The following is a 24,835-nucleotide window of genomic DNA, read 5'->3' as shown; positions in this document are numbered from 1 at the left end:
CGGAGTCAGTAGTACAGGGTGGCGGTTGCGAACAGGCCCTTGGCCCGCTGGGTATCACCGCCGCCGATGGCGAAGCGGTAGGACACCGACAGGTCCAGATAGGAACGCGCCGCGTTGTAATGGTCCTCGCGGAACCAGTAACGCAGGCCGACACCGGGACCGGCGCCGAGCGACCAGCTGCGCTGGGTGTCGGACAAGGCGAACGACTGCGGCCCGATGCCCGGATAGTCGATGCCGCGCACACGCGAGCGCTGGTCCTGCCAGTCCGCGCCAACCACCAGGTAAGGGGTCAGCAGCCAGCGGGTCTGGTCGGCACCGAAACGATAGTTGCGGCCGGCTCTCAGTTCCGCCGCGGCGAAGGCCTGCTGGCGACGCAGGCGCCCGTCGGACTCACTCACCCGCTGCGACGGGTTGCCGCTGGTATCGAGCGCATCGACGGTGAAGTGCGCGCGGTTGTCGTCCCAGCTCAGGCCGGCCTGGGCGTAGCCGCTGATCGTCCACCACTGGGTGACATCGGTGCGCACACCGGTGCCGTTGTAGAAACCGTAGGTGGCATAGGTCATCCAGCCACCGGCACTGTCGTTCAAACGGTAGCGGGCGAGCAGGTTGGCCTGCAGCGGCCGTTCGGATTCGATCTGGATCCGGCAGCGCATGGCTGCGGAGTCGGCGTAGATGCCGCCACGGCGGGTCGCGCTGCCAAGGAACTGGCGACGCTCAAGGCCCACGCTGAAGCCGGTCTGGCCGAAGGCATAGCGCACGCCGAACGAACCGATGGTGGACGGCCAGCCGGCGATGGAGCGCGAACGGCTGAGGCGTTCGGCACGTTCGCGGTTGTCCGGTGTGTCCAGTCCGGTGCAGGGATCGGTGAACAGCAGCGATTCGAACGTGCCGCCTTCGTCGTACAGCGTGTTGGCGATGCGTGCATAGGCTTCCAGCGTGCCGTGCTGGTTGTTGGTCGCCTGCGGCCGCCAGAAGGCTTCGAGGGTGCCGAACACCGAGGCACCGGGCGTGCTGATCGATGCACCGCCCAGGTTGGTTGCAGCCTGGCGCGAACCGCGATAACCGGCCGAGGCGGTCACGCCCCATTCGCGTGAATAGTTGGCGATGGCACTGCGCGTGTTGAAGCGCTGCGCCTTGTCCAGCGGCAACTGGCCGGCATCGGCGCTGTCGATCGCACCGCGCAGCAGGGTCACCGCCTGCCGGTGGTCGCCGGTGGCGGCGCTGGCAAAGGCCTGGTCCATCACCACCGTCCTCGGCGCCTTGCCGGTGGCTTCGGCGGCGCGGAAGTCGGCCAGCGCCTGCGCGGGCTCGCCGACGCGCTGGTTGAGGTAGCCGCGCTGCATCAACAGCCCGGCGTCTTCCGGGTGCGCGGCCAGCGCGGTGTCCAGGCGTTGCCGCGCCTCGTCCTGCTGGCTGCGGTTGCCGGCGGCCAGCGCGGTGGTCAGCAGCCCCTGCAGCGGCACGCTGTCCGGTGTTTCCTGCACGGCCTGGCGGGCATCACTGATCGCCTGCTGATAGTCCTGCCGTCCATAGGCCGCGTAGGCACGTTGGGCAGGGCCACCTTCGCCCTGCAGGTCCGCAGGCATCAGTTCGCACTGGGTGCCATACGGCGTATCACGGCACTGCTGGAACGGTGCCGGATAGGATTGCAGGGTCAGGGTCTGGCCGGCACGTGCGCCACGGATCGCCTTTTCGCGCTGGGCCACCGCCTCGCGGATGCCCTGCCGTGAGGATGCGTCCATGTCGTCCAGGGCATCGGCCTGCAGCGGCGCCAGGAGCGCGGTCGCACGGCTGCGATCGCCGGCAGCCACTGCGGCGTCCACTGCCAGCAGCCGCACGTTGCGGCGCTGCTGATCATCGAGCCAGTCCTGCTGCAGGGCCGCGTCGAAATCGGCGTTGGCCTGTGCGGTGTTGCCCTGGCGCTGGCGCAGATAGGCCCGCATCACCAGCGCGACGGTATCGTCGGCATCGTTGTCCAGCGCCTGGTCGGCGGTGACTTCGGCCTCGGCCAGCTGCCCGTCGAGCAGCTGCGTGGTCATCAGCAGCAACCGGTGCGATGCCACGTCGGGTGCGCGCGCCACCGCTTCACGGGCGAAGCCGACGGCGGCGGCGAAATCCTGGGCGATCAGCGCCTGGTAGCCGTCCTGCGCCGGTTTCACTGCGCGCTGGCGGCCCAGCGCCACGCGTTTGGCGCGCAGATCGGCCACGTTCGGCGCGCCAAGCTGCAGCGCGGTGGCGGCAGCGGCGTCGGCCTGTTCCAGTTGCTGCTGTGCTTCCAGCGAGGCGACCCACAGCATCGCCCACGCACCCTGCTGCGGCTGCTGGCGGAAGGCGTGTTCGGCCTTGCTGGCGGCCACCGCCATCTGGTCGTTGTTGTAGGCGGTGTAGGCTTCGGTCGCGATGGCGAAAGCCTGCTGGTAGGCGCGCTCGGCCGGCGTCTGCCGGGCGACGGGCGCGGCACCGCGGCTGCCGCCACCGCTCGCGCCTGCCGGTGCGGAGGTCGCCAACCCGACCAGCGCCGGGTCCTTCAGCCCCGCATCCAGCGCACGCCGCGCCTGCTGCCGCGCTTCATCACTGCGTCCGAGTTTCTGCAGCGAATAGATCTGCAACAGCCGCAGGCGCACTACGTCCGGGCGCAGCCGCGACGCTTCGCCGGCCTGCCGCAGGGCCGTGGCGTAGTCGCCACGCTCGTAGGCGGCGAATGCCTGCTCGGCAATGCGGTAGGCGGGACCGGACAGCGGCAACGGCGCGTCGGCCTGCGCGTATGCCGGCGCAGCGGCCGCCAGGGCAACAGCGATGACGGTGGACAGCAGCGAGGTCTTCATGCCGATACGACTCCGGGGGGCGGCGACTGCAGCATCGCCGCGCGGCGGCGTTGTTCTTCCATTGCCTGGGCGATGGCGTCTTCGGTGGCAATGCCTTTCTTGACCAGGTAGTCGCCGATGCGGCCATCACGCTGTGGCTTGTACTCATCCAGTGCGATCTCGAAATGCGCGTGGTCGATCAGGCGCATTTCCACCAGCAGGTCGCCCAGCAACGGCACGGTATCGATGCGCCACAGCTCGGCGCCGCTGATCATGCGCAGGCCGGCGTTGATCTCGCTTTCGCGTGCAATGCTCTGCTCGACCTGGGTGTTGCCGGTTTCCTGCTTCAACAGGTCCAGCGCGGCCTCCGACAGCGGATTGGCCACCGCCAGCCGCAGGGTGCCTTCCTGCAGGGACGGCAACGGCAGCATGCGCCACTGCACGCAGGCATCGACGCTGACCGGGAACCCGCCCCTGCCCAGGTAGTCGACGTCGATCACCGCGCGCGGCAGGTCGCCCTGGAACGCAATCGCCTCGGCCAGGGTCTCGTCGTCCAGCCAGCCCTGTGACAGCAGGATGCGGCCAAGCGGTTGCTGGCGTCCTCCCTGCTGTTGCTGCAGCGCCTGTTCCAGGCGCTCGGGTTCGACCGCCTGCCAGGTCGTCAGCAGTTCGCCCAGGCGCTTGCGCGTCTGCACCAGTGCCGCGGCATCGGGGAAGTCATGCATGGTCTTGTCCCAGACCATGCGCTTGCCGAAGAACAGGTAGGCCAGGAACATCCGCCACGCGCGTGCGGTGGCCATGAAGTTGACCATGTTGCCGACCACCATGCGTGGGATCGACATCAACGCATGTTCCCAGCCATACAGCCGGTTGACGAAGTAGAAGCGCTGCACCACGCGCGTGGCCAGTGCGGCGGTGGTCAGCAGCGCGATGTTCATCTGCCAGGTGCCCGGCTGGAACACGCTGGGATACTGCAGGTGCCACACACCGGTCATCTTCAGCACCCAGAACAGCAGCAGCTGCAGGAAGATGGCGTAGGCGATGATGCTGACGAACGAGGTGATGATGCCCTTGCGATCGCGCGCGAGCAGGTACTTGGTCGCCAGCGAGCCTCGCCAGCCGAGCGTTTCCCAGCTCTGCAGGCCGATACCCAGCACCCAGCGCGCCTTCTGCCGGTAGGACGCACGGAAGTTGTCAGGGAAGTATTCGCGTACGCACAGCGCCATCTGCTGGGTGCGCTCGCGCACCGGCCCCCAGCCGAACCACGACGGCCGCCGTACCAGGAACTGCACCGGGAAGCGGGCGAAGATCGAGTGCATGCCCATCGCCGCCAGGCGCGCACCGACGTCGTAGTCCTCGGTCAGGCTGTCGGTGTTGAACGGCTGGTTGTCGGTGGCCTCGCTCAGCGCCAGCAGCGCACGTCGCGAGAAACAGGTGCCCACGCCAGCTGAAGGCACCATGCCGGACACGCTCTCGCGCACCACCAGGTCCTTGGCGTGCCACTCGGCGAACTCGTCCATGTACACGCCGGCCACCAGTTCGTACCACTCGCGGTCCAGCGAGGTCACCGGCAGCTGGATCATGTCCTTGCGTGGCAGCAGGTAGTTGAAGAAGCGCAGTTCCATCGGGTGCAGCACGTCTTCGCTGTCGTGCAGGATGACGCCGGCGAACTCGATGTCATGGCGCTTCTCGTAGTCGAAGATCGACAGGATCAGCCAGTTCAGGCAATCGGCCTTGCTGGTCGGGCCGTCATGCGGCACCTCCACGCGGCGCAGGCGCTTGTAGCGGCGGCGCATGCGCTCGACTTCATCGATGGTCTGCTGGTCGTTCGGGTAGGTGCCGACGAACACCACGTACTCGCGGTAGTCGAGTACGTCGATCATGTTCTCGACCATCTGCGCGATGACGTCGTATTCCATCCACGCCGGCACCATGATCGCCAGCGGTTGTTCCGGCCGCTGCAGCAGGTCCTGCTGGGTCAGCGGCTTGTACTCGCGGCGCTTCTTCACCGTCAGCGTGCGCCAGCTTTCGCGCACCCAGTACCAGACGTCGATGAACAGGTCATCGAGGCTGGAAATCAGGATCAGCACCGCCACCGCCGCTGCCACTGTTTCCAGGGCAGCGTAGTAGTTGGCCAGCTGGATGTTCCAGAACAGACCGTCCACGGTCGATCAGTGCCCGGTGCTGGCGGACTTGCGGCGGCGACGGATCTGGGTGATGCGGGCGGCCGCCAGGGCAAACACCACGATGCCCACCAGCAACAGCAGCCATACCATGTGCTGTTCCCATTTCGACTGCGGATTGCCTTCCTGGGCGATGCGCGAACCGTAGGGATCCTGGCTGTCGAAATCGCGGACGACGTTACTGCCGTCGATCACGGCGAGGTCGCCACGCAGCAGGCGGAACGGGGTGCCAAGGGTCGGACCGCGGGTGCCCAGATCGCTGTACAGCACACCGGTCTGGCCGCCGGCAGAGGCCACCTGCACGGCAGCGGCGTGTTCCAGCCCGCTCAGGTCCAGCAGCGGCTGCGGCTTGCCGGCAATCACCAGCTGGCCATCCTTGAGGCCCGCCAGCGAGACGCCGGACGGTGCCAGCGCGAAGGCCAGGTAGGGCCGGGTCGGACTGATCGTCGCGCCCGCATCCACTACCTTGAGGCTGGCTGCTTCCGGCGATGCGCCCACGGCACTGGCAATAGCGATGACCTTGGCCAACGAGGTCGGCGCATCCTGCAGCCAGGTCGCCGGCACGAACACTTCATTGGCATGCGCCAACTGGCTGGCCGCACCGATGAAGTCTGCGCCGAGCGTGCGCTTGGCCAGTTTCAGGTGGCTGCTGGGCAGGATCGACACCGGGAAAGCAGTGGCTGGATCGTGGCAGTAAGGCCGCGCCGGCTGGCGCAGGAAGCTGACCCGCACTTCATTGCGGGCCGACAGCGCGTAGGTGGGCACTTTGGCGACCAGCCGCTGCGGCTTGCCATCGGTGGACAGCACCTTGGCCCCCAGCAGGTAATCGTTGAAATAGATCGTTGCAACTGCGCCCTGCCCGGCCGCATTGGGTGCAGCCGATACATCCAGCACCACTTCTTCCGGCAACCGGCCATCGGCTGACAGCGCGCCCAGTTCGAAGGTCGCGCTGCGGTCGCCACGGGTGACGATGTCCTGGGTACCGGCGATGTTGCCCAGCCGGCTCAGCAGCACTCGATCCCCTTCCATCGCCGGTGCGGCCGCCTGCGCGACCTGCAGCGAACGCCCCAGCGCATAGTTGCGCCACTGTTCGGACAGCAGCCCTGCCACCTTGCCGCCGGCTGCCGGGTCGACCACCAGGGTCGGCCGGCCGGCAACGGTGGTCACGCTCACCGAGGCATTGGCCACCGGCTTTTCCAGGGCCGCCATGTCGGCGCCGCGCCACGTGCTGAAGGCGCTGGCGGCATCCGCGCCGCTGGCACCAACCTGCACGGCCAGCGCATCCAGTGCCGCCCGTACGCCGTTGCGCAGCGCATCGCTGCCGATCATCACATCGGCGGCGAGTGGGCCGCTGTCACGCAGCGACAACAGCGCGCCGACTTCGGCCAGATCCTTGATCGCGTGTGCGCGCTCACCGGCCGCCAGCGCTGCATAGGCAGGCACGCCCTGCAGGCTGGCGGGAATGCTGATGCCCGTCAGGTCCACGCTGTCGCCGACCTTGGGCAGCGCGACCACGTCAACCTGCTTGCCACCGGTCTGCAGTGCTGCACCGATGCGCCAGGCCGCGTCGTAGGTTGATGCCTGCAGCGCCTTGCCCTCCACCAGCAGTCGCACGCGCGGAGGCAGTGCGCCCCAGGCTTTGGCCACGGTGTCCACCGCACGTCCATCAAAGCGATAGCTGAAGCGCGAATCCGGCGACAGCCGCAGCACGTTGGCCGGCGCGCTCTGATCGGCGCAGCGGTAATCGGAGACGATCGACCACCAGCCCACACCGACACGGACGAACCCGTTCTCGCGAGGCTCGCCATCAATGGCCAGCAGCTGGCTGGCATCGCCCTGCGCGTCGGTGATCGAGCGCGCGGCGATCGGGTCGCCATCGACCGACCACAGCCCGGACGTACGACCGGTGTGGCCACGCACATAGCGGCCATCCAGCTGCAGCTGCGCATCACGCGTCGCCACGCCCACAGGCACCGGCAGGTAGACCTCGCGCTGGCTCTCCTGCCCGCTGAGCACCAGCGGCTGGCGGAAACCCAGCTGGCGCAGCGTCATCTGCCGGCTTACCGTGCTGTCCCCGGTCCACTCGGTGAACTGGCCAGCTGCGCTGTCGGCAGCGCCAGCGGCGGCGGAGCTCGCCAGGGCCAGCACGGAGGAAACAACGAGGAAGCTACGTCGGCCGGTCTGGGTCATGGCGTCACTTCTTGTAGAGGGGTGGGAACAGGGCCGGCACTGCGGTGGCCGGTAGCGAATTCGGGCAGTGGGTGCCCACGCAGGGCGGCGACGATGCGCGCACTGGCTCGACCATCACCATAAGGACTGGCGTCAGGATCGAAATGGGCTGGATGGGGTGGCTGTTGCAGCGCGGCGTTGACGGCATCGACGATCCGCTCCGGCGCGGTGCCGACCAGCTTCACTACTCCGGCATCGACCGCCTCCGGACGCTCGGTGACATCGCGCATCACCAGCACCGGCTTGCCCAGCGCGGGCGCTTCTTCCTGCACACCGCCGGAGTCGGTGAGGATCACGTCGGCGCGTTGCATCAGGCGCACGAAGCTGAGGTAATCCTGCGGCGGTACCAGGTGCACGTTGCCGAGATTGCCCAGGTGCGCGTTGACCGGCCCTTGAACGTTCGGGTTGAGGTGGACCGGGTACAGGACCTGCAGATCCGGCCGTTGCGCCAGCTCGGCCAACGCCCGGCAGATGTTCTCGAACCCGTGGCCGAAGCTCTCGCGGCGATGGCCGGTGACCAGCAGCAGGCGGCGCTCTGGATCCAGCATCTGGAAAGGCGCATCGGCGCGGGCGCGCAGTGCCGGATCGCGATCAAGCTGCTGCACGGTCTGCTGCAGGGCGTCGATGACGGTGTTGCCGGTCACCACAATCCTGCCCCCCAGGTGTTCGCGTGCAAGGTTGGCACGCGAGCTCGGCGTGGGCGCGAACAGGAAATCAGAGACCACATCGATGACCCGGCGATTCATCTCCTCCGGCCACGGCCGGGTGATGTCGCCGGTACGCAGGCCCGCTTCGACGTGTCCCACCGGAATACGGTGATGGAACGCAGCCACTGCCGCGGTCATCGCCGTGGTGGTATCACCATGGACCAGCACGCGATCAGGCCGCACCTGCGCATACAGCGCATCCAGCCGCTCGAACAGCTTGGCGCACAGGCCGTTGAGGGTCTGGTTGGGAACCATCACATCAAGATCATGATCCGCGGTGATCTCGAACAGCGACATCACCTGATCCAGCATCGCCCGATGCTGACCGGTGGTGCAGACGATGGATTCGATATCCGGCGCCTCACCCAGCGCCTTTACCAGCGGCCCCATCTTGATTGCTTCAGGACGGGTACCGAAAACAGAAAGAACCTTCACCGCAGAACTCCCTCAAGACCTGCAAACATCCTGTAGGCAGATCGTAAGCGATCCCGTGAAGTTCGGCCACGTAAATGTGATCCACATCACAAAGAGGCGCAGTAAGGCACCGGTCACAAGGTGACGCTGAACGTCACAGTGTGACCTTCAGCTGCCCTCGGACGGCAGCTCGAATACCTGCCGCAGGTAGGACAGGTAGCCCGGGTCATCGCACATGCTCTTGCCCGGCGAGTCGCTGAGCTTGGCCACCGGCTGGCCATTGCAGCGGACCATCTTGATGACGATGTTGAGCGGGGTCGGCCCCAGATCGTTGGTCAGATGGGTACCCACGCCGAACGCCACCTGGCAGCGGCCGCGGAAGTAGTCGTACAGGCGCATCACCTTGGTGATGTCGAGTCCATCGCTGAACACCAGCACCTTGCTGCGCGGATCGACGCGGCGCTGCTGGAAGTGGGCCAGCATGCGGTCGCCCCAGTCGAACGGGTCGCCGGAATCATGGCGCACGCCGTCGAACAGCTTGCAGAAATACATGTCGAAGTCGCGCAGGAACGCATCCAGCCCGACCACGTCGGACAGCGCGATGCCGAGGTCGCCGCGGTACTCGCGTGCCCACGATTCCAGCGCCGCCACCTGCGAATCGCGCAGGCGCGGGCCCAGTGCCTGGAACGCCTGCAGGTATTCGTGGGCCATGGTGCCGTGCGGGGTCATGCCGTACAGACGCGCGAAGTGCACGTTGCTGGTGCCGACCAGCTGCGGGCCCAGCGCATCGCGCAGCAACGGCAGCAGGCGTGCATGCCAATCACGCGAGTAGCGTCGGCGGCTGCCGTAGTCGGCGATGCGGCACTGTTCGAAGCCGGGGGTATCGCGCAGCAGCGCGGCCTTGGCCTGCAGGCGGCGTTCGCCCTCGGAGAAATCGGCCGTGGTGGTGTTGCGGAACCAGACTTCGTTGATGATCGCCAGCAACGGCACTTCAAACAGGATGGTGTGCAGCCACGGCCCGGTGATGTCCAGTTCGATCTCGCCGGGCACGGTCTTCGATGCGCGCAGCTGGATGTACTTGCGGTCCAGGTGGAACAGACCGAGGAAGTCGGCGAAATCCGGCTTCACGAAGCGCAGGCCACGCATGTAGTCCAGCTCTTCATTGCTGAAGCGCAGGCTGCACAGGTGATCGATCTCTTCATCGATCTGGTCGATGTAGCGGGCCAGTTCGATACCGGGGGTGCGGCATTTGAAACGGTATTGAACCTGCGCGCCGGGGTGCTGGTGCAGCACCGCCTGCATCATGGTGAACTTGTACAGGTCGGTGTCGAGCAGGGACTGGATGATAGGCATGGCTGGAATTATGCGCCCGTTCGGGTGAACCGGGGGCGCCGCCAGTGGAGCCACGCCATGCGTGGATGATCCTGTGGCTGCGCGTTACAGCGACCTGCGCAGCAACCGCGGCACCTGCACCACGGCATGGGCCCAGATCGCGCCCCACACTGCCACCCGCACCGGCAACGACCGCTGCGACGCTTCGAATTTACTGAAGTAACGCCACAGCCCGCGATGCTTGTGCCATTCCACGAAGAACGGGCGCGAACGGCTGGACACCCCGCGCACGTGGGTGACCTTCAGGTCGTTGGCGATGGCGACCACGCCACCGGCCTCGCGCACACGTCGGCACAGGTCCAGGTCTTCGGCATGCAACCGGTAGCCGGCATCCCAGCCACCGATGCGATCGAACAAGGCGCGCTGCATCAGCAGCAGGGCACCGGACAGCGCCGGCACCTGCTGCAGCGGCTGCGCCGGGTCGCGGGCAATGGCCAACCGCGCGCCCCGACCGGGCGAGCGCAGCATGGCAAGGAAGTCAGGATCGCGACGCCGTACCGCGTCGTCGGCCAGCCCGTGTTCGTCCACCTGCTCCACGCCCAGCAGACTGTCACCCACCGCATTGGCACGGTCACGCAGTGCGGCGAGGGTATCGACCTCGACCATCAGGTCGGGATTGATGAAGGCCAGCCACGGGCTGCGTGAATCGGCAACGCCCTGGTTGTTGGCCGCGGCGAAACCGGGATTGTCCGGGTTGGCGATGAAACGCACGCGCGGATCGTGGCTGGCATGGCGCTGTATGACTTCCAGGGTGTCATCCAGCGAACCATTGTCGATGACCCGGATCTCGGCCACGTCCTGCGCCTGGCGCAGTCGCGACAGGCAGGCATCGATGGTGCTGCCACTCTGGTAGGTGACGACGATGGCGGCAATGGCGGCATTCAAACAGGCGGCTCCAGCGGTGATGGCGAGACGAACAGGTCGCCCTGCCCGCGCGGCATTATCGCCTGCTGCAGGTTGTGCTGCAGATCCTGACGCAACGCATGCAGCGGGTCGTGCATCAGGAAGTCAGCCAGCCGCGGCACCCAGCCCGGCCAGCGCGCGGCCAGTGCCTCCAGATCGCCATCGCGGCTGGGCGCTTCACTGCCACGGCTGACGAAGGCGTTTTCGCACAACACGTTGCGCCAGCCGAGACCGGCCATGCGCAGGCTCAGATCGACCAGCGCCGCGTTCCAGCCCAGGTAGCTTTCTGCATCCAGGCCACCGGCGCGGCGCCGTGCGTTGGCGCGCACCAGCACGGCGTGGGTGACCGCCGAAGGGAGTTCAGGATGCAGCGTCGGCAGTGCGGCGCAGACGTGGGCCAGCAGCGCCGGGTCGCCCGGTTCGGGGTTGAGCTCGCCCAACCGCGGCCAGGCAGCGGTTTCGCCCACGTTGCACCACGGCGTGGCGGTGGCGATGGCGGCGTCACGAGCGAACGTGGCCTGCAACTGCTGCAGCCATCCCGGTGCAGGCACGCTGTCCGGGGCCAGCACCGCAACGTCCAGGCCATCGCAGGCACGCAGCATTTCGTCCAGGTGGGCGACCTCGCCGAGTGGCCTGGCGCGTCGGGTGTATTCGGCCTGCAGCGGCGTATGCGCCAGCCAGTGTTCGACCACCGCCTGTGCACGTGGCCCGGCCTGCGCGTCATCGCCCAGCCAGATCGATGTGCCCGCTGCGGTACCGGCATCGAGCGCGGCCAGGCAACGGTCAAGCACCGCGTCGTCCACGCCGAGCGGCAACAACACGATCGCCCCCATCCCGCCTCCGTGGTTGTCGGTGGCCACAGCGTAGCATCGGGTGGGTGTCGGCCGGGTTGCACCCGGCACCCGCAGAGGCCGCAGCAACGGCAACAGCCGAAGCGGGTTTCCTGCGGGATGGCGGGGTGGGTCCGGTGGCGGGGGACGCCGTAAACCCATCCCTGGGGGCTTGGCCGCGGCATCCATGCCGCGGACACCCCCGCAACCGGACCCACCCCGCCTTCGACAGTTTTCCGCGAACTGTTGGAATGGCTCTTGGGTTCAGATCCGTTTTCCGCAGGAAAATGGATCTGATCCCAGATTCATTTCGATATCTGACAGATGTGTCGACCAAGGTCGACACCTACCCACAGCCATCGGAATCTGTCAGAGGCGGGGCGGTGTGGGCTGGCAGGACCGTTGGCGCCATGGATGGCGCCATCGAGCCCCCATGGATGGGTTTACGGCGTGTCCTGCCTGCCCACACCGCCCCGCCATCCCACGAAATGCCCGCTGTTGCTGTTGCTGTTGCCGTTGCTTGAATGCTTCGGCAGGTGCCGGGCGCAGCCCGGCCGAACCCCCTTACTTCTTCGAGCGCGGCTGGTTCAGTGGCTCCATCGCGCGGAAGCGCTGGCTGTATTCGTCGGTCAGAGTGCGGGCTTCCTGGCCGTTGCGGACGATGGTCGGGGTCAGCAGCACGATCACTTCCGAACGACGGCTGGTGCGGCTCTTCTGGCCGAACAGCGCGCCCAGCACCGGAATCCGGCTCAGGCCGGGAATGCCGCTGCTGCCGTCAGTGGCCGAATCGGTGATCAGGCCGGCCAGCATGATGGTGTCCCCGCTCTGCACCGCAGCTTCCGTCGACAGCTTCTTGGTGGAGATGCGCGGGTTGCAGTTACGCTCCTGCGGATTGCAGTTCTCCGGCACGTCCGAGGCGCTGCTGATCTCCTGCACGATATCCAGGAACACCGTTCCGTCGCGGGTAACGCGCGGGCGCACTTTCAGGATCACGCCGGTGTCGATGTACTGCACCGAGCTGTAGCTGCTGGTGCCGATGCCGGTGTTGACCGTGGTGGTGTTGATCGGCACCTTGTCGCCGACGTTCAGCGTGGCCTCGGCGTTGTTGCGCACGAACACCGAGGGCGTCTGCAGCAGGCGCACGTCGGTGACCTTGTCCAGTGCGCTGACCACGGCGGCGCCGTTATGCCCCGTGAATGCCCAGTTGGCGCCATCGGTGCCGGTCACGGCACCAGCGAAGGTGTTCCAGGAACCGCCGGCCATCGCCGGCAGTGACAACCCGGACAGCGCACCAGTCAGCGCGCGCCCTGCCACCGCGTTGTCGAAGTACCAGTTCACGCCGTACTTCAGGTCGCCGGTCAGGCCGACTTCGGCCACCTGCGCTTCGATATGCACCTGCAGCGGCATCACGTCCAGCTTCTCGATCACTTCGCGGATCGAGCGCCAGGCCTGCGGCGTCGAACGCACCAGCAGCGTGTTGGTTTCCTCCACCGCCGACACGCCGACACGATCGCCTTCCACTTCCAGGCTGATGCTGACGTTGCCCGACTGGCGCTGCGGCAGGTTCAGGGAACCGGAGCTGCCGCCGCCACTGCTGCTGCCGCCGCCGACCTGGTTGTTGAAGCTGCTGCCGTTGTTGGCATCCATGCCGCGGTCGCCATCGCTGCCCAGCTGCGACGGAATGGCGCCTGGTGCCAGCGATGCCGAGCCGGCGCCGCTACGGTTGCCGCTGCTCGCAAAGGCTTCGCTGAGGCGTTCTGCCAGATCGCGGGCCTTGATGTAACGCAGCTCATGCGAGAACAGGCGCGCGCTGCCACCGGCGGTATCGATGCGGTCCAGCCACTGCTGGATCTGGTCCAGGTAGCGCACCTGCGGGGTGATCACCAGCACGGCGTTGGCGTTTTCCAGCGGCAGGAAACGGAACATGCCGGCGCTGGGCGTCTTGCTCTCTTCGCCGAACACCTTCTCCAGATCGGCCGCGACCTGCTCGGCCTTGCCGGACTGGATCGGGAACACACCCACCGACATCCCCGAGAGCCAGTCGACGTCGAAGATCTCGACGGTATGCAGATAGTTCTCGAGTTCGGCACGGGTGCCGCCCAGGGTGATCACGTTGCGGCCGCTGTCGACGTTGACGATGGCATTGGGCCGCGCATAGGGCTCCAGCACCTTCTTCATCTCGGTGGCGGAGATGAACTGCAGCGGCACCACGCGCACTTCAAAGCCGCGTGCACTGGATGCGGGCGCAGTGCTCGGCGCCACGGTCCCGGCCAGTGCCTGGTCGGCGGCGACGATGTTGTAGCGGCCACCGCTGTAGACCATGCGGGCGTTGTTCCAACCCAGCACCATCTCCAGCAGGTTCAGCGCCTGTGCCGGCGACACCGGCTTGGGCGTGGCCAGCGTCACCGTGCCCTGCACCCCCGGGGCAATCACGTAGTTCTGGCCGAGCATGTCACCGAGGATGGCCTTGACCACCGCGTGTACCGACTCGCCCTCGAAGTTGAAGGTGGCTTCACCGGAACTGGCCGCGTGCAGCGCAGGCGACGGCTTGCGCGCGGCCTCGCGGTTGATCATGGTGCCGGTGCCACGACGGATCACCGCCTGCGGCGCGCCTTGGACCTGATCGGCCCCGTCGGTCTGCGCATCGACGGCAGCCTGACCGGCGCTGGCCGATGGCTGCAGGTTGCCGTTGCGTTGCACATGCGGGGCCGACACGGTGCTGCAGCCGACCAGCAGCGTCAGGGCAAGGGACCAGGGAAGAAAACGCAGATTCATGCATTCACTCTATCGGTTGGTGCCATCGCCCGGGGGCGGCGACGGTTGTTGCTGCTGTTGCTGCAGCTGACGGCGGCGGGCCTGGATGCGTTCGCGGATGGCCTGCATCTGCGCTTCGCTGGGACCGTTGGTGTTGGCAGGTGGCGCGGCGGCCGCGGCCGGTGCAGGCGACGCGGGAGCCACGTTGCCATCGGTGGCACGTGGGTTGGGCTGGGTCTGGCTGGGCGCCGGCTGTGGCAGCGGCGGCGGAACCACCGCGCCGGGCACAGGCGGTGCGCCATTGGCCCCGCGCAGGACCGTCGGCGCCTCACCGCCCTGGCCATTGAACACGGCCAGCTCCAGCACCTGGCTGCCACTGGAGCCGATCACCGTGGCCTGGCGTGGTTCCAAGGCGACCAGTTGCCAGCCATCGACGGCATCGCCATTGAGGCGCAGGCGCAGCGACCGGCCCTGCTCGGTGGTGAAGGTGGCCATGCTGAAATCGCGGGTGAGCAGCACGCCGGTCAGGCGCAGCGCGGGACTGGCGGCGGCCTCGCTGCCCCCCAGCAGATACGGACGTGGCTTGCGGTCTTCGGCGAACAGGGGCCGTTCGCTGATCACGCTGTAGCTGTCTGCGCCGGCCATGCGTTCGGGCGCCAGCACAGGCAGTGCCGGCAGCGCAGCCTGGGCATCACTCTCTGTGCTGGCCGTGGGCAGCTGGCTGCCAAGACCGAAGCCGGTGGCCAGCCAGGTCGCCGCCGCCCATCCGGCCAGCGCCAGCAACAGGCCGGTGCGCAGGTTGATCTGCTCAAGCTTCATCGGCCACCTCCTGCGCATCGGCCGCAGGCTGCTCAGCCGGTGCCGGCACAGGTGCCGGCGGCGACACCACCGGCGCCGCTGCAGGCGGCGTGGCCACGGGCGCTGTGGCGGGATCGGCAGCCGCACCTGGCAACAGGTAGCCGGCCAGCTCGAAGGACAAGTCCAGACCGAGGCCGGATTCGTTCGGCGATTGCTGGAAGCGCTGTGCGATCAGGTTGAGGTTGTCCACGAACAGGCGCGGGCTGCCGGTCTCAAGGCTGTGCAGCACGGTGGCCAGTTCGGCCACGCCACAGCGCAGGCGCACCTGCATGGCCACGCGGACGAACGCAGCATCGCGACGGTTGTCGCTCAATGGCGTGCGGTTGCTGATGGTGCAGCTGCGGTTGCCCGGGCTGGCCATCGCCACCGCATCCTGCAGGCGTGCGCCGAGCGCGGCCGCAGCGGCCTCGGCGGTGGCTTCCTGCAGGAACCCCGGGCGCTGCTGCAGGGCGTCGCGGGTCGCGCGCAACCGCTGTTCGATCTGCGGCTGCTGCTGCAGCTGTGCCTGTACGCGCTGCTGGCGTTCGCGCAGGGCAGCAGCATCGGCGTCGATCGCACGCAGCGGCTGGGTGAACCACGGATGCACCAGCAGCAGGTAGGCAAGGCCCAGCACTGCCAACAGCAGTGCCAGTGCCAGCCAGCGGTCACGGCGTGCGCTTGGCATCGGCATGGGCCGCCTCCGTGGTTGCAGTCGGGGCGGTTGCGCGCGCAGGTGCGGCCGAAGGCAAGGGCTGCAGCTCGGCGGTCAGGGTGAAGCGGTCGCGGCCACTGGCGGCACCGTCGGCCTGCAGCACGCCGGTGAGGTTGACCTTGCGCCATTGCGGCGCGTCCTGCAGCAGCGGAACCAGTTGCGATGCTTCGCTGCTGAGGCCGATCAGCTGCAGGCTGTTGTTCTCGATCGCCAGTTTTTCCAGGTAGGTGCCATCGGGCAGGCGTCGGGTCAGCTCGTTCCACACTTCAACGGTACTGGCGCGCTGGTTGCGTTGTGTTTCCAGGAACGCCGCGCCGTCCAGCAACGCCTGCAGCTGGCTGCGTTCGCTGGCGACGCCACGCGCGCTGCGGGCACTGCGCTCGACCTCTTCGCGCAGTGCATCGACGGCGGCGCGGCGATTGTCCAGCAGCTGCATCGCCGCCAGCACCAGCATCACCAGCGCCGCTGCGGCGAGCAGCAGGTTCCAGCGCCGCATCGGGTCCGGCCGCTGCTGACGCTGCGCGGGCGGCAGCAGGTTGACCTGCAGCGCGCGGCCCTGTGCATCGATCGCATCGACACCGGCCAACGCATCTGCCCAGTCGCCGATCTGCGCGCGCCAGTCATCGAGCTGACGCAGCGGCCAGGCCACCAGCTCCACCTGCAGCAGGCCTTCACCGGCACTGCCCAGCTCACGGATGTCATAGCTGACCTGGCTGGCTTCGAACGGTGTCTGCCGGTCGATCTCGTAGCCGACCACCGCACGCAGGCGATCTCCGGCCGCGGCGGGCAGACGCAGCGTGCGCCGCAGGACCTGCCCGGCAGGCAGCAGCCACACCCTTGGCAGGCTGCGCAGGCGCGGCTCAAGCACGCGGTCCAGGTCCGCGGGTTGCAGCGGCCACGGAAGACGGGCCACGGGCTCGAGGCCGTCACCGGTTTCGCGCCAGACCTGCAGCTGCCCGTCTTCGCACTGCAGCAGCAGGCGGGTCTGCGACCAGCCCAGCGCCCATTGCCAGCGCATCGGCACCCAGGCCAGCAACGACTGCCGCCACCAGCGCAGGAAACGGCCGGCACCGGGGCCGATCTGGCCCTGCACCTGCCGCAGACTGTCCTGCCAAGCCGTCATCTTGCTGCCATTCCCTGCTCCCAGCGAAGCACTGTGTAGGTCCGGCCGGGCACCCCGCCCGATCCGTTGCGCACCACCGCCTGCAGCACCGACAGGCGTCCGCTGCCGTCAGTGGCGCGGGACTCGATACTATAGGTGCCACTGCCGCTGGCAAGCGCCGATGCACCTGCAGCGTTATCTCCGTCACGCTCCTGCTGGGCGCGTTGCGCCAGCAGTTGTTCCGCATCCAGGCCCATTGCCGTCAACACCGGGCCACTGGCGAAGCGTGGATCCGGGCGCGCCTGCCGGCTGTAGAGCGTCAGGTGCGGCAGCATCGCGGCGTACAGCGACCCGCGCATTCCCAGCACCCGCTGCAGTTCGCCCAGGGTTTCAAAGCGCTTGTTGCGCGGGCCATAGGGCAGGCCTGCGGCAGCGTACTCCGGTGCCTCGGCACCGCCACCCGGCTGCAGCAGGCTGTCTTCGTCGCGCCAGTCGATGATCGCGCCGGCCAACTGCCTGGCGGTTTCAGCCGGCTCGCCCAGTGCCTGCATGAATGCGGACAGCAGCGCTGCATCTGCCAGGTTGAGGTTGATCTTGCCGTTCTCGTCCAGCACCCGGATCTGGATGCGGGCGTCGTCGAACTGCCAGCGATAGGCGCGGCCGTCGGCCTGCCACGGCGGACGCTGCGGGTCTGGCTGCAGCCGCAGCAGCGCGTATTCCAGCCCCGCGCGCGCGCGCTCCTGGCCGCGTGCATCATCACCGAGCACCCGCTGCTGCAGGTGTTCGACCCGTGCGCTGAGCGCAAAGGCGCCGACCAGCGCGGTCATCAGCGCGATCAGCCATAGCACCAGGACCAGCGCGGCACCATGCGGACGCTTCATCGCGCGCCTCCGCTGCCGCCGGCGCGCAGTGCCACCACCAGCGGCGGCCACGGCGTGCCCCTGCTTGGCACGATCTGCACTTCCACCAGCAACGGCAGGCGCCGGGTGTCATCCCAACGGGGCAACCAGTCGGTCATCTGTCCGTTGCTGGCGTCGACACCGCGATAGCGCAGCCGTACATCCTTCAAGTCCTCCGCCAGTACTTCGGGCGGGCGTGGCGGGTTCTCTTCGATGCGCTCGCCTTCCTGCAGCAGCACCAGCTCCAGCAGCAACCGGCGATGGCCCGCAGCACCATCCACCTGCAGCGCATGCAGGTAAGGGCCGCCGCGACCGAGATAGCCCGGCAGGTCCGCGACGAACGTCATGCCCTGATCGTCGCCCTGGAAAAACACCGGTTCGCGGGTGGGATCGGGCACTTCCAGCGGGCTGCGCAGGGCGCTGGCGAGCTGGCGCCGCAACAGGGCCTGCACTGCGCGCATGCGTTCGCTCTGCGCGGCAATCTGCTCACCGCGCTGGCTGATCGCCATTGCCGAGCGCACGCTGGCGAACGCCAACGCCAGGCCGCCGGCCAGCAGCACCGTGGCCAGCATGACTTCGATCAGGGTGAAGCCCCGCGCGCGGCGCCTCATCGCGCATTCTCCAGGGCCGGCGGCAACAGGCGCAGGCTGCGCCAGCGCAACTGCTCGCGCTCGCTGTCGCCCCAGCGCACCTGCAGCTGCAGTTCCGCCAGCCAAGGAGTACCCGGCGACTGCGCAGCGGGCAGCGCACCACTGCGCGGCTCGGTCCAGGGCTGCACCTGCAGCTGCCAGTGATAGCGTCCCTGTTCCCACTCGCCCTGTTGGCTGCCGACCTGCAGTGGCGCTTCCACGCCAGCGGCGGCCAACAATGATTGCGCGTGCAGCACCGCGCGCGTGCGCAGCTCGGCATCACGCACCTGGCGCGCGCCACCGGACAGGCTGCCCAGCAACAGCGTGAGTGCCAACCCAAGCAGTGCGAAGGCAACGATCACTTCAAGCAGGGTGAAGCCACGGGCGCGCGACCTCATTGCGCCCGCCACGGTCCGGAACGGACTTCACCGGTCAACCAGCCCACATCGATGCGCCACTCGGCGCTCTCCAGCTGCAGGCGGATGCGGCCGCCGCTGGAGCCGCCGTCGGGATGGAATTCGATCACGCCCTGGCCGGGCGCGGTGGCCAGCTGCGCGGCACCCTCGAACTGCACCTTCAGCTTGGCCGGTACTTCGCCGTGGCGCTGGCTGGCGCCCTGCCAACGATGCTGTGCCGGTTCGATCACGAAGCGCTGCGGCTCACCGCGGGCAATCGCCTGCGCGCGCACCATGCGCAGCTGGTTGGCGATGTCCTTGCCGGCACTGCGCAGCTGCATGCCGGCAAAGCCGCGCGACATGCCAGCGGCGGTGATCAGGCCGATGGCCGCGATCAACGCGATCACCAGCAGCATTTCCAGCAGCGACAGGCCCGCTGCGCGCCTGCCGTGCAGGCGCGGGCGGGACACCCGGCGCGGCAGGAAAAGCAGCATGCGTGCTTACGGCTGGTAGCGGATGTCAGCGTCGACGCTGCTGCCGCCGGCCTTGCCGTCCTTGCCCAGGCTGATCAGTTCATACGCCTGGCCTTCGCCCGGTGCGCGGTACTCCAGCGCGTGGCCCCACGGGTCGTTGAGGTCGGCGGGCTTGGCATACGGGCCCAGCCAGCCACCAACGCCGGCCGGTGCGGTCACCAGGTCGTTGAGCGAGGCGGGCAGCTTGCCGGTGTCGATCTGGTAGTTGTCGACCTTGGAGGCCACGGTCTGTACCTGCGCCTTGGCGATGTTGGCCTTGCCACGATCGGCGCCGCCGAGCACGCGGCTGGCGACCAGGGTCAGCACCGCGCCGATCAGCACGATGACGATGATGATCTCCAGCAGGCTCATGCCCGACTGGTGGCGTGCGGCAGTGAAGGAAAGGCGGATCGGTCGACGGGAAGCAATCATGGTCGGTCCTTTCAGGTACGGGATGTCGGGGTTGCGAAGGAGGCCATCGTCAGCCGATGGCGTTGGTGAGGTCGTACAACGGCACCAGCACGGCCACGATCACCGCACCGACCACCGAGGCCAGCACCAGGGTGATCGCCGGCACCATCGCCGCCAGCAGGCGGTCGATGCGGCGGGCACTGTCCTGTTCGAAAGTATCAGCCGCTTTCAGCAGCATGGTATCGAGCGCGCCGGACTCCTCGCCGACCTGGATCATCTGCAGCGCCAGCCGGGGAAAGCGCTTGCCACGCGACAGCGCCAGCGACAGGCCGGTGCCGTTCTTGACCTCGTCGGCGGCGGTTTCCAGATCGGCCGCCAGCGCGCGGTTGCCGAGTACGTTGCGGGCGATGCCCAGCGCCGCCAGCAGCGGCACGCCATTGCGCAGCAATGTCCCCAGGGTGCGCGCCAGCCGCGCGGTTTCCAGTTCGCCCAGCAGGCGGCCGATGCCGCGGCGCTGCAGCAGCCAGCCATCCAGCGCCAGACGGAACGCGGGCTGCCGCGCCTTGCGTTCGAACAACAACAGCAGCACGCCCGGCACCACCAGCAGCAGCACCCACCAGTCACGCACGAAAAGGCCCAGCTGCAGCACCAGGTTGGTGAACCACGGCAACGCCACGTCCAGGCTTTCGTACATCTGCGCGAACTGCGGCACCACATAGCCCAGCAGGAACAGCAGTGCGCCGCCCACCACCACCAGCAGGATCGCCGGGTACACCAGCGCGTTGATCACCTTGCCCTGCAGCGCACGGCTGCGCTCGAGGTAATCGGCCAGGCGCTGCAGGGTATCGTGCAGGCTGCCACCGGCTTCACCGGCGCGCACCATGTTCACGTACAGGCGCGAAAACAGGCCGTGCTGGCGTTCCAGCGCAGTCGACAGCGGCGCGCCACCGCGCACCACGTCGCGGATGTCGGTGATCGCACGGCGCGAGCGCTCGTCTTCGGGCAGGCTGAGCAGGATCGACAGCGCGCGGTCCAGTGGCTGCCCGGCACCGAGCAGCGTCGCCAGCTGCTGGGTGAACTGCAGCAATGCCGCGCCCTGCAGCGGACGCTGGCGGAACAGGCCGCGCAGGCTGCTGCCACCAACCGCACCACCGTCGGCCAGCCGCGTTTCCATCGGCAGATGGCCCTGGTCCTGCAGGCGCGCGACCAGCTCGGCCTCGCTGGCCGCTTCCATCTGTCCGTCGAAGATCTCGCCGTGCGTATTGAGCGCCTTGTAGCGATAGTTCGGCATGTCAGCCCCTGCGTCCTGCGCGCATCAGCCTTCCTCGGTCACGCGCAGGACTTCCTCGAGGGTCGTCTGCCCGCTCAGGGCCTTGCTCAGGCCGTCCTCGTACATGGTGCGCATGCCGGCTTCACGGGCGATGCGTTCGATCTCGCCCATGCCATCGCGACGCATCACCGCACGCCGCAGCGCGTCGTTCATCACCAGGAATTCCATGATGGTGGTGCGCCCCAGGTAGCCGGTCGGCGCGAGTGCCGACGGCTTCGGCCGATACAGGTGGATCGTTCCCTGCGGCTGCAGGCGACGCAGGTCGAAGCGCTCGATCTCTTCCGGCGAGGCTTCGTAGCGCTCGGCGTGGGTCGGCTCCAGACGGCGCACCAGGCGCTGGGCCAGGATGCCGTTGATGGTGGAGGTGAGCAGATAGTCTTCCACGCCCATGTCGAGCAGGCGGGTGATGCCGCCTGCCGCATTGTTGGTATGCAGCGTGGACAGCACCAGGTGACCGGTCAACGCCGACTGGATCGCGATGCGCGCGGTTTCCAGGTCGCGCATTTCGCCGATCATGATGATGTCCGGATCCTGGCGCACGATGCTGCGCAGCGCATTGGCGAAATCCAGCCCGATCTGGGGCTTGGCCTGGATCTGGTTGATGCCTTCGATCTGGTACTCGACCGGATCTTCAACGGTGATGATCTTGACGTCGGCGGTGTTGAGCTGGCTCAGCGCGGTGTACAGCGTGGTGGTCTTGCCCGAACCGGTGGGGCCGGTCACCAGCAGGATACCGTGCGGCTGTTCAAGCACCTTGCGGAACTGCGGCAGGAAGGCATCGGTGAAGCCCAGCCGGTGGAAATCGAACACCACCGTCTCGCGATCAAGCAGGCGCATCACCACGCTTTCGCCGTGCGCGGTGGGTACCGTGCTGACACGCAGGTCCAGCTCCTTGCCCTGCACGCGCAGCATGATGCGGCCGTCCTGCGGCAGGCGGCGCTCGGCGATGTTGAGCCGGGCCATGATCTTGATGCGGCTGATCACCGCGGCGGTCAGGTTGGCCGGCGGGCTCTCGCCTTCGACCAGCACGCCATCGACGCGGTAACGCACTTTCAGCCGGTTCTCGAAAGGTTCGACGTGGATGTCCGAGGCGCGCAGTTCGACTGCGCGCTGGATCACCAGGTTGACCAGGCGGATCACCGGCGCTTCCGAGGCGAGATCGCGCAGGTGCTCGATATCGTCCACTGCGCCGCCTTCGCCATCGGCGGTTTCCACGATCGCGCCCATCGCACTGCGGCCTTGGCCGAACCAGCGCTCGACCAGGTCATCGATCTCCGCGCGCATGCCCAGCAGCGGTGTGACCGGCACACCCAGTGCCAACTGCACGGCCTGCTGCGGGTAAGGATCGTGGGCGTCGGCCAGCCACAGCTGCACGCCGTGTTCATCCAGCGCCAGCGGGCATACGTGGAACTGCTTGAGGAAGCGCAGCGACAGCGGCAGGCCCTCGGCCAGCGCCTGCGGCGGCGATTCAGGCAGCTGCCGTCCTTCCAGCAGCGGCAGGCCCAGCACATCGGCGCTGGCCTGCGCCTGGTCACGTTCGGACACCAGCCCAAGCCGTACCAGCAGGCCGAGCAGGCTGCCACCGGCCTCGGCATGCAGCGGCCGCGCGCGCGCCAGATCTCCTTCCTTGAGCCGACCACGTGCCAGCAGCGCATCGAGGATGCGGCCTTCAGTGTCGTCGATGGCGGTGGCAGCGAGCGCGTTCACGTGACTCTCCTGTCGATCGTCCCGACTTTAGCAGTTAAGCCGTGGTTTCCACCCTCTCCGATTCTTCTTTCGTAAAAAGACGAAGCCCGTCACACAGGTGACGGGCCGCGCTTATTCATTTACGACAGTCGGTTATTACTGGGTCGCCAGAATGCTCACCCCGCTGTAAGCGGCCTCACCCACCACCTTGATGTAGTAGGTACCGGCCACCGGCTTGGCTACGCGCACGGTTTCGGTATTGCCCGGACGGGTCGACTTGGCATCGTTGTCGGTCGCGGTGGGCACGCGGCCCTGCGCCAGATACACCGACACGTTGCCGCTGCCGCCGTAGGTCAGCACGCTCAGCGTCTTGCCGGCCGCCGCTTCGAAGGTGTAGACGGTTTCACTGGCGGCCGCACCGGTCAGCCCACCCACGGTCACCTTGTTGGTCAGCGGAATGCCTTCCGGCTCGCAGTTCTCGGTGCACGGCTCCTTCAGCGCGGCATCCAGCGCGGCCTTGGCATCGAGGATGCCGGTGCCGATCGGGGTGGCCGCCGGGATGGTCACCGGGAACTTGCGGGCGCTCTGCTTCAGCAGTGTTTCCAATGCGGCCGGGGCCAGCGGCTCCTTGCCCTTGGCGATCAACGCGCTCTGCACCATGGCAGCCACGGCGGCAACGTGCGGCGAGGACATCGACGTGCCGCCCTTGCCCATCAGCACCCACTCACCGGCGTCCGGGGTGGTTTCCGAACTGGAGCCGACCTGCCAGATGTAGCCGTTCGGGTTGCCGTCGACGCTGCCGCCACCGCCGGGGGCCGACAGGTCGACCGCGGTACCGTAGTTGGAGTAATAGGTGATGCCACCGGTGACACGGGTCGCACCCACCGCCACCACGTTGTTGCAGCTGGCCGGACGGTACTTGGAGGCGTTGTCGGTTTCATTGCCGGCGGCGACCACCACCAGAGTGCCCCGCGAGACCGCACCGTTGATCGCATCCTGGTACGCGGCATCACAAGCACCGCCACCGCCCAGGCTCATGTTGATGATCTCGGCCGGGTTGGTGTTGGCCGGAATGCCCGGCACGGTACCACCGGAGGCCCAGGTGATGGCGTCACTGATGTCGGCCAGGGTGCCACCGCACTTGCCCAGCACGCGCACCGGCAGCACCTTGGCCTTGTAGGCCAGGCCCGCCAGCGCGCTGCCATTGTTGGTCACTTCGGCAATGGTGCCGGCAACGTGCGTGCCGTGCCAGGAACTGCCTTCCGGTTCGGAGCCGGTGTAGCACTCGTTGGCCGTTTCCACCCAGTCACCGTAGTCGGTGGCGCCGGGCGCGCGGCCGTCGTTCGGGCGGCGCGAGGATTCCTTGTCACTGATGAAATCGTAGCCTTCCAGCAGGTTGCTGCCGAAGTCCGGCACGCCCGGCAGGATGCCGGTATCGAGCACGGCGACCACGATGCCCTCGCCCTGCGAGAGATCCCACGCGGCCGGGGCGTTCACACCACCGGTGGCATTGAAGAAGTTCCACTGGTACTGCGCGTAGTTGGGGTCGTTGGGCACCAGTGCCGGCTGCGCGTTGGTGGCACGCAGGTCCGAACGCTGCAGGCGCACGTTGGCCACCGCGTACTGCACCGACGGATCGGCATTCAGTTCAGCCAGCACCTTCTGCATGTCGGCCGAGCCCAGCTTGGACTTCAGGCGGATCAGGTCGCCACCGGCACCGAGCTTGCGCTCCACCAGCGGAGACAGTGCCGCAGCACGGCTGGTGGTGCCGCTGCTGACGATGGCGCGCGACAACGCCGACTGCACGACCGACAGCTTGGTCGAACGATCGCTGGCGGCAGCAGTGCCGTTGCGGTACTTCACGATGATGCCGTCCACGCTCTGCTGGGCAGTGCTGGCCACGCGTGCCGGTTCCTTGGCCACGCCCGGCTTGGCCGCATGCGCCGCACCGACGCCGACAGTCAACGACAGCACGGCGGCGGCCAGCACATTGATGCGAAGGGTCTGCTTCTTGGTCACGTTCGAAATCCTCTTCAAGGTCATGGTTGAGCTTTCCTTCTCCGCCCGTTGCACGGACGGAGCTCACTACGGCCATCACTCCCTGCG

19 protein-coding genes are annotated in these 24,835 nt (G+C 67.6%); all 19 read right to left on the bottom strand.

Annotated elements, in window-relative coordinates:
* Positions 1–5: 5 nt before the first annotated feature.
* Positions 6–2,825 carry an NfrA family protein gene (locus tag MRBLST15_RS13940; RefSeq protein ID WP_265951528.1) on the bottom strand — a complete coding sequence of 940 codons (2,820 nt, stop codon included), beginning with the start codon at positions 2,823–2,825 and terminating at the stop codon, positions 6–8.
* The gene (locus MRBLST15_RS13935) at positions 2,822–4,969 is read right to left on the bottom strand and encodes a glycosyl transferase family protein (protein ID WP_367786318.1); all 2,148 of its coding nucleotides are present in this window, start codon (positions 4,967–4,969) and stop codon (positions 2,822–2,824) included. Before MRBLST15_RS13935 ends, MRBLST15_RS13940 begins: the two co-directional genes overlap by 4 nt.
* A 6-nt stretch (positions 4,970–4,975) precedes the next feature.
* Positions 4,976–7,177: a hypothetical protein gene (locus MRBLST15_RS13930; RefSeq protein ID WP_265951526.1), complete on the bottom strand. Its 2,202-nt coding sequence runs from the start codon at positions 7,175–7,177 to the stop codon at positions 4,976–4,978.
* On the bottom strand, positions 7,174–8,358 hold the full coding sequence (gene wecB / locus MRBLST15_RS13925; RefSeq protein ID WP_367786316.1) for a non-hydrolyzing UDP-N-acetylglucosamine 2-epimerase: 1,185 nt from the start codon (positions 8,356–8,358) through the stop codon (positions 7,174–7,176). The genes MRBLST15_RS13930 and wecB overlap by 4 nt, the downstream gene beginning before the upstream one ends.
* Positions 8,359–8,505: 147 nt before the next feature.
* Positions 8,506–9,690, bottom strand: a complete 1,185-nt coding sequence (gene pncB, locus MRBLST15_RS13920; RefSeq protein ID WP_367786314.1) for a nicotinate phosphoribosyltransferase — start codon at positions 9,688–9,690, stop codon at positions 8,506–8,508.
* Positions 9,691–9,774: 84 nt separating this feature from the next.
* Positions 9,775–10,614: a glycosyltransferase family 2 protein gene (locus MRBLST15_RS13915; RefSeq protein WP_265951523.1), complete on the bottom strand. Its 840-nt coding sequence runs from the start codon at positions 10,612–10,614 to the stop codon at positions 9,775–9,777.
* The gene (locus MRBLST15_RS13910) at positions 10,611–11,465 is read right to left on the bottom strand and encodes a glycosyltransferase family 2 protein (RefSeq protein WP_367786312.1); all 855 of its coding nucleotides are present in this window, start codon (positions 11,463–11,465) and stop codon (positions 10,611–10,613) included. Before MRBLST15_RS13910 ends, MRBLST15_RS13915 begins: the two co-directional genes overlap by 4 nt.
* Positions 11,466–12,026: 561 nt before the next feature.
* Complete coding sequence (gene gspD, locus MRBLST15_RS13905) at positions 12,027–14,237, bottom strand: type II secretion system secretin GspD (RefSeq protein ID WP_367786310.1); 2,211 nt, start codon at positions 14,235–14,237, stop codon at positions 12,027–12,029.
* Positions 14,238–14,246: 9 nt separating this feature from the next.
* Positions 14,247–15,035 (bottom strand): hypothetical protein, encoded by a 789-nt coding sequence (locus tag MRBLST15_RS13900; RefSeq protein ID WP_367786308.1) that lies wholly within the window; start codon positions 15,033–15,035, stop codon positions 14,247–14,249.
* Positions 15,025–15,744, bottom strand: coding sequence for a type II secretion system protein GspM (gene gspM, locus MRBLST15_RS13895; RefSeq protein ID WP_367786306.1), 720 nt, complete (start codon positions 15,742–15,744; stop codon positions 15,025–15,027). The genes MRBLST15_RS13900 and gspM overlap by 11 nt, the downstream gene beginning before the upstream one ends.
* Positions 15,719–16,888 (bottom strand): PilN domain-containing protein, encoded by a 1,170-nt coding sequence (locus MRBLST15_RS13890; RefSeq protein WP_367786304.1) that lies wholly within the window; start codon positions 16,886–16,888, stop codon positions 15,719–15,721. Before MRBLST15_RS13890 ends, gspM begins: the two co-directional genes overlap by 26 nt.
* The gene (locus tag MRBLST15_RS13885; protein ID WP_367786302.1) at positions 16,885–17,748 is read right to left on the bottom strand and encodes a general secretion pathway protein GspK; all 864 of its coding nucleotides are present in this window, start codon (positions 17,746–17,748) and stop codon (positions 16,885–16,887) included. The genes MRBLST15_RS13890 and MRBLST15_RS13885 overlap by 4 nt, the downstream gene beginning before the upstream one ends.
* The gene (locus MRBLST15_RS13880) at positions 17,745–18,377 is read right to left on the bottom strand and encodes a type II secretion system protein J (protein ID WP_265951516.1); all 633 of its coding nucleotides are present in this window, start codon (positions 18,375–18,377) and stop codon (positions 17,745–17,747) included. Before MRBLST15_RS13880 ends, MRBLST15_RS13885 begins: the two co-directional genes overlap by 4 nt.
* On the bottom strand, positions 18,374–18,793 hold the full coding sequence (xpsI, locus tag MRBLST15_RS13875) for a type II secretion system protein XpsI (protein WP_265951515.1): 420 nt from the start codon (positions 18,791–18,793) through the stop codon (positions 18,374–18,376). The genes MRBLST15_RS13880 and xpsI overlap by 4 nt, the downstream gene beginning before the upstream one ends.
* Positions 18,790–19,284, bottom strand: a complete 495-nt coding sequence (xpsH, locus tag MRBLST15_RS13870) for a type II secretion system protein XpsH (protein ID WP_025876706.1) — start codon at positions 19,282–19,284, stop codon at positions 18,790–18,792. The genes xpsI and xpsH overlap by 4 nt, the downstream gene beginning before the upstream one ends.
* A 6-nt stretch (positions 19,285–19,290) precedes the next feature.
* Positions 19,291–19,734 carry a type II secretion system major pseudopilin GspG gene (gene gspG / locus MRBLST15_RS13865; RefSeq protein WP_032951922.1) on the bottom strand — a complete coding sequence of 148 codons (444 nt, stop codon included), beginning with the start codon at positions 19,732–19,734 and terminating at the stop codon, positions 19,291–19,293.
* A gap of 49 nt (positions 19,735–19,783) precedes the next feature.
* Positions 19,784–21,004 (bottom strand): type II secretion system protein XpsF, encoded by a 1,221-nt coding sequence (gene xpsF, locus MRBLST15_RS13860; RefSeq protein ID WP_265951514.1) that lies wholly within the window; start codon positions 21,002–21,004, stop codon positions 19,784–19,786.
* A 24-nt stretch (positions 21,005–21,028) separates the two neighbouring features.
* Complete coding sequence (gspE, locus tag MRBLST15_RS13855; protein ID WP_100462854.1) at positions 21,029–22,750, bottom strand: type II secretion system ATPase GspE; 1,722 nt, start codon at positions 22,748–22,750, stop codon at positions 21,029–21,031.
* 135 nt (positions 22,751–22,885) lie between these two features.
* Positions 22,886–24,772 carry a S8 family peptidase gene (locus MRBLST15_RS13850; protein WP_367786299.1) on the bottom strand — a complete coding sequence of 629 codons (1,887 nt, stop codon included), beginning with the start codon at positions 24,770–24,772 and terminating at the stop codon, positions 22,886–22,888.
* Between the last annotated feature and the right edge of the window lie 63 nt (positions 24,773–24,835).

It is taken from the genome of Stenotrophomonas sp. LST15-1-1.1 (assembly GCF_040815575.1).
Taxonomy (GTDB): domain Bacteria; phylum Pseudomonadota; class Gammaproteobacteria; order Xanthomonadales; family Xanthomonadaceae; genus Stenotrophomonas; species Stenotrophomonas lactitubi_B.
Note: the sequence above shows the minus strand (reverse complement) of the source record. Positions and strands in the feature narration are given on the sequence as shown.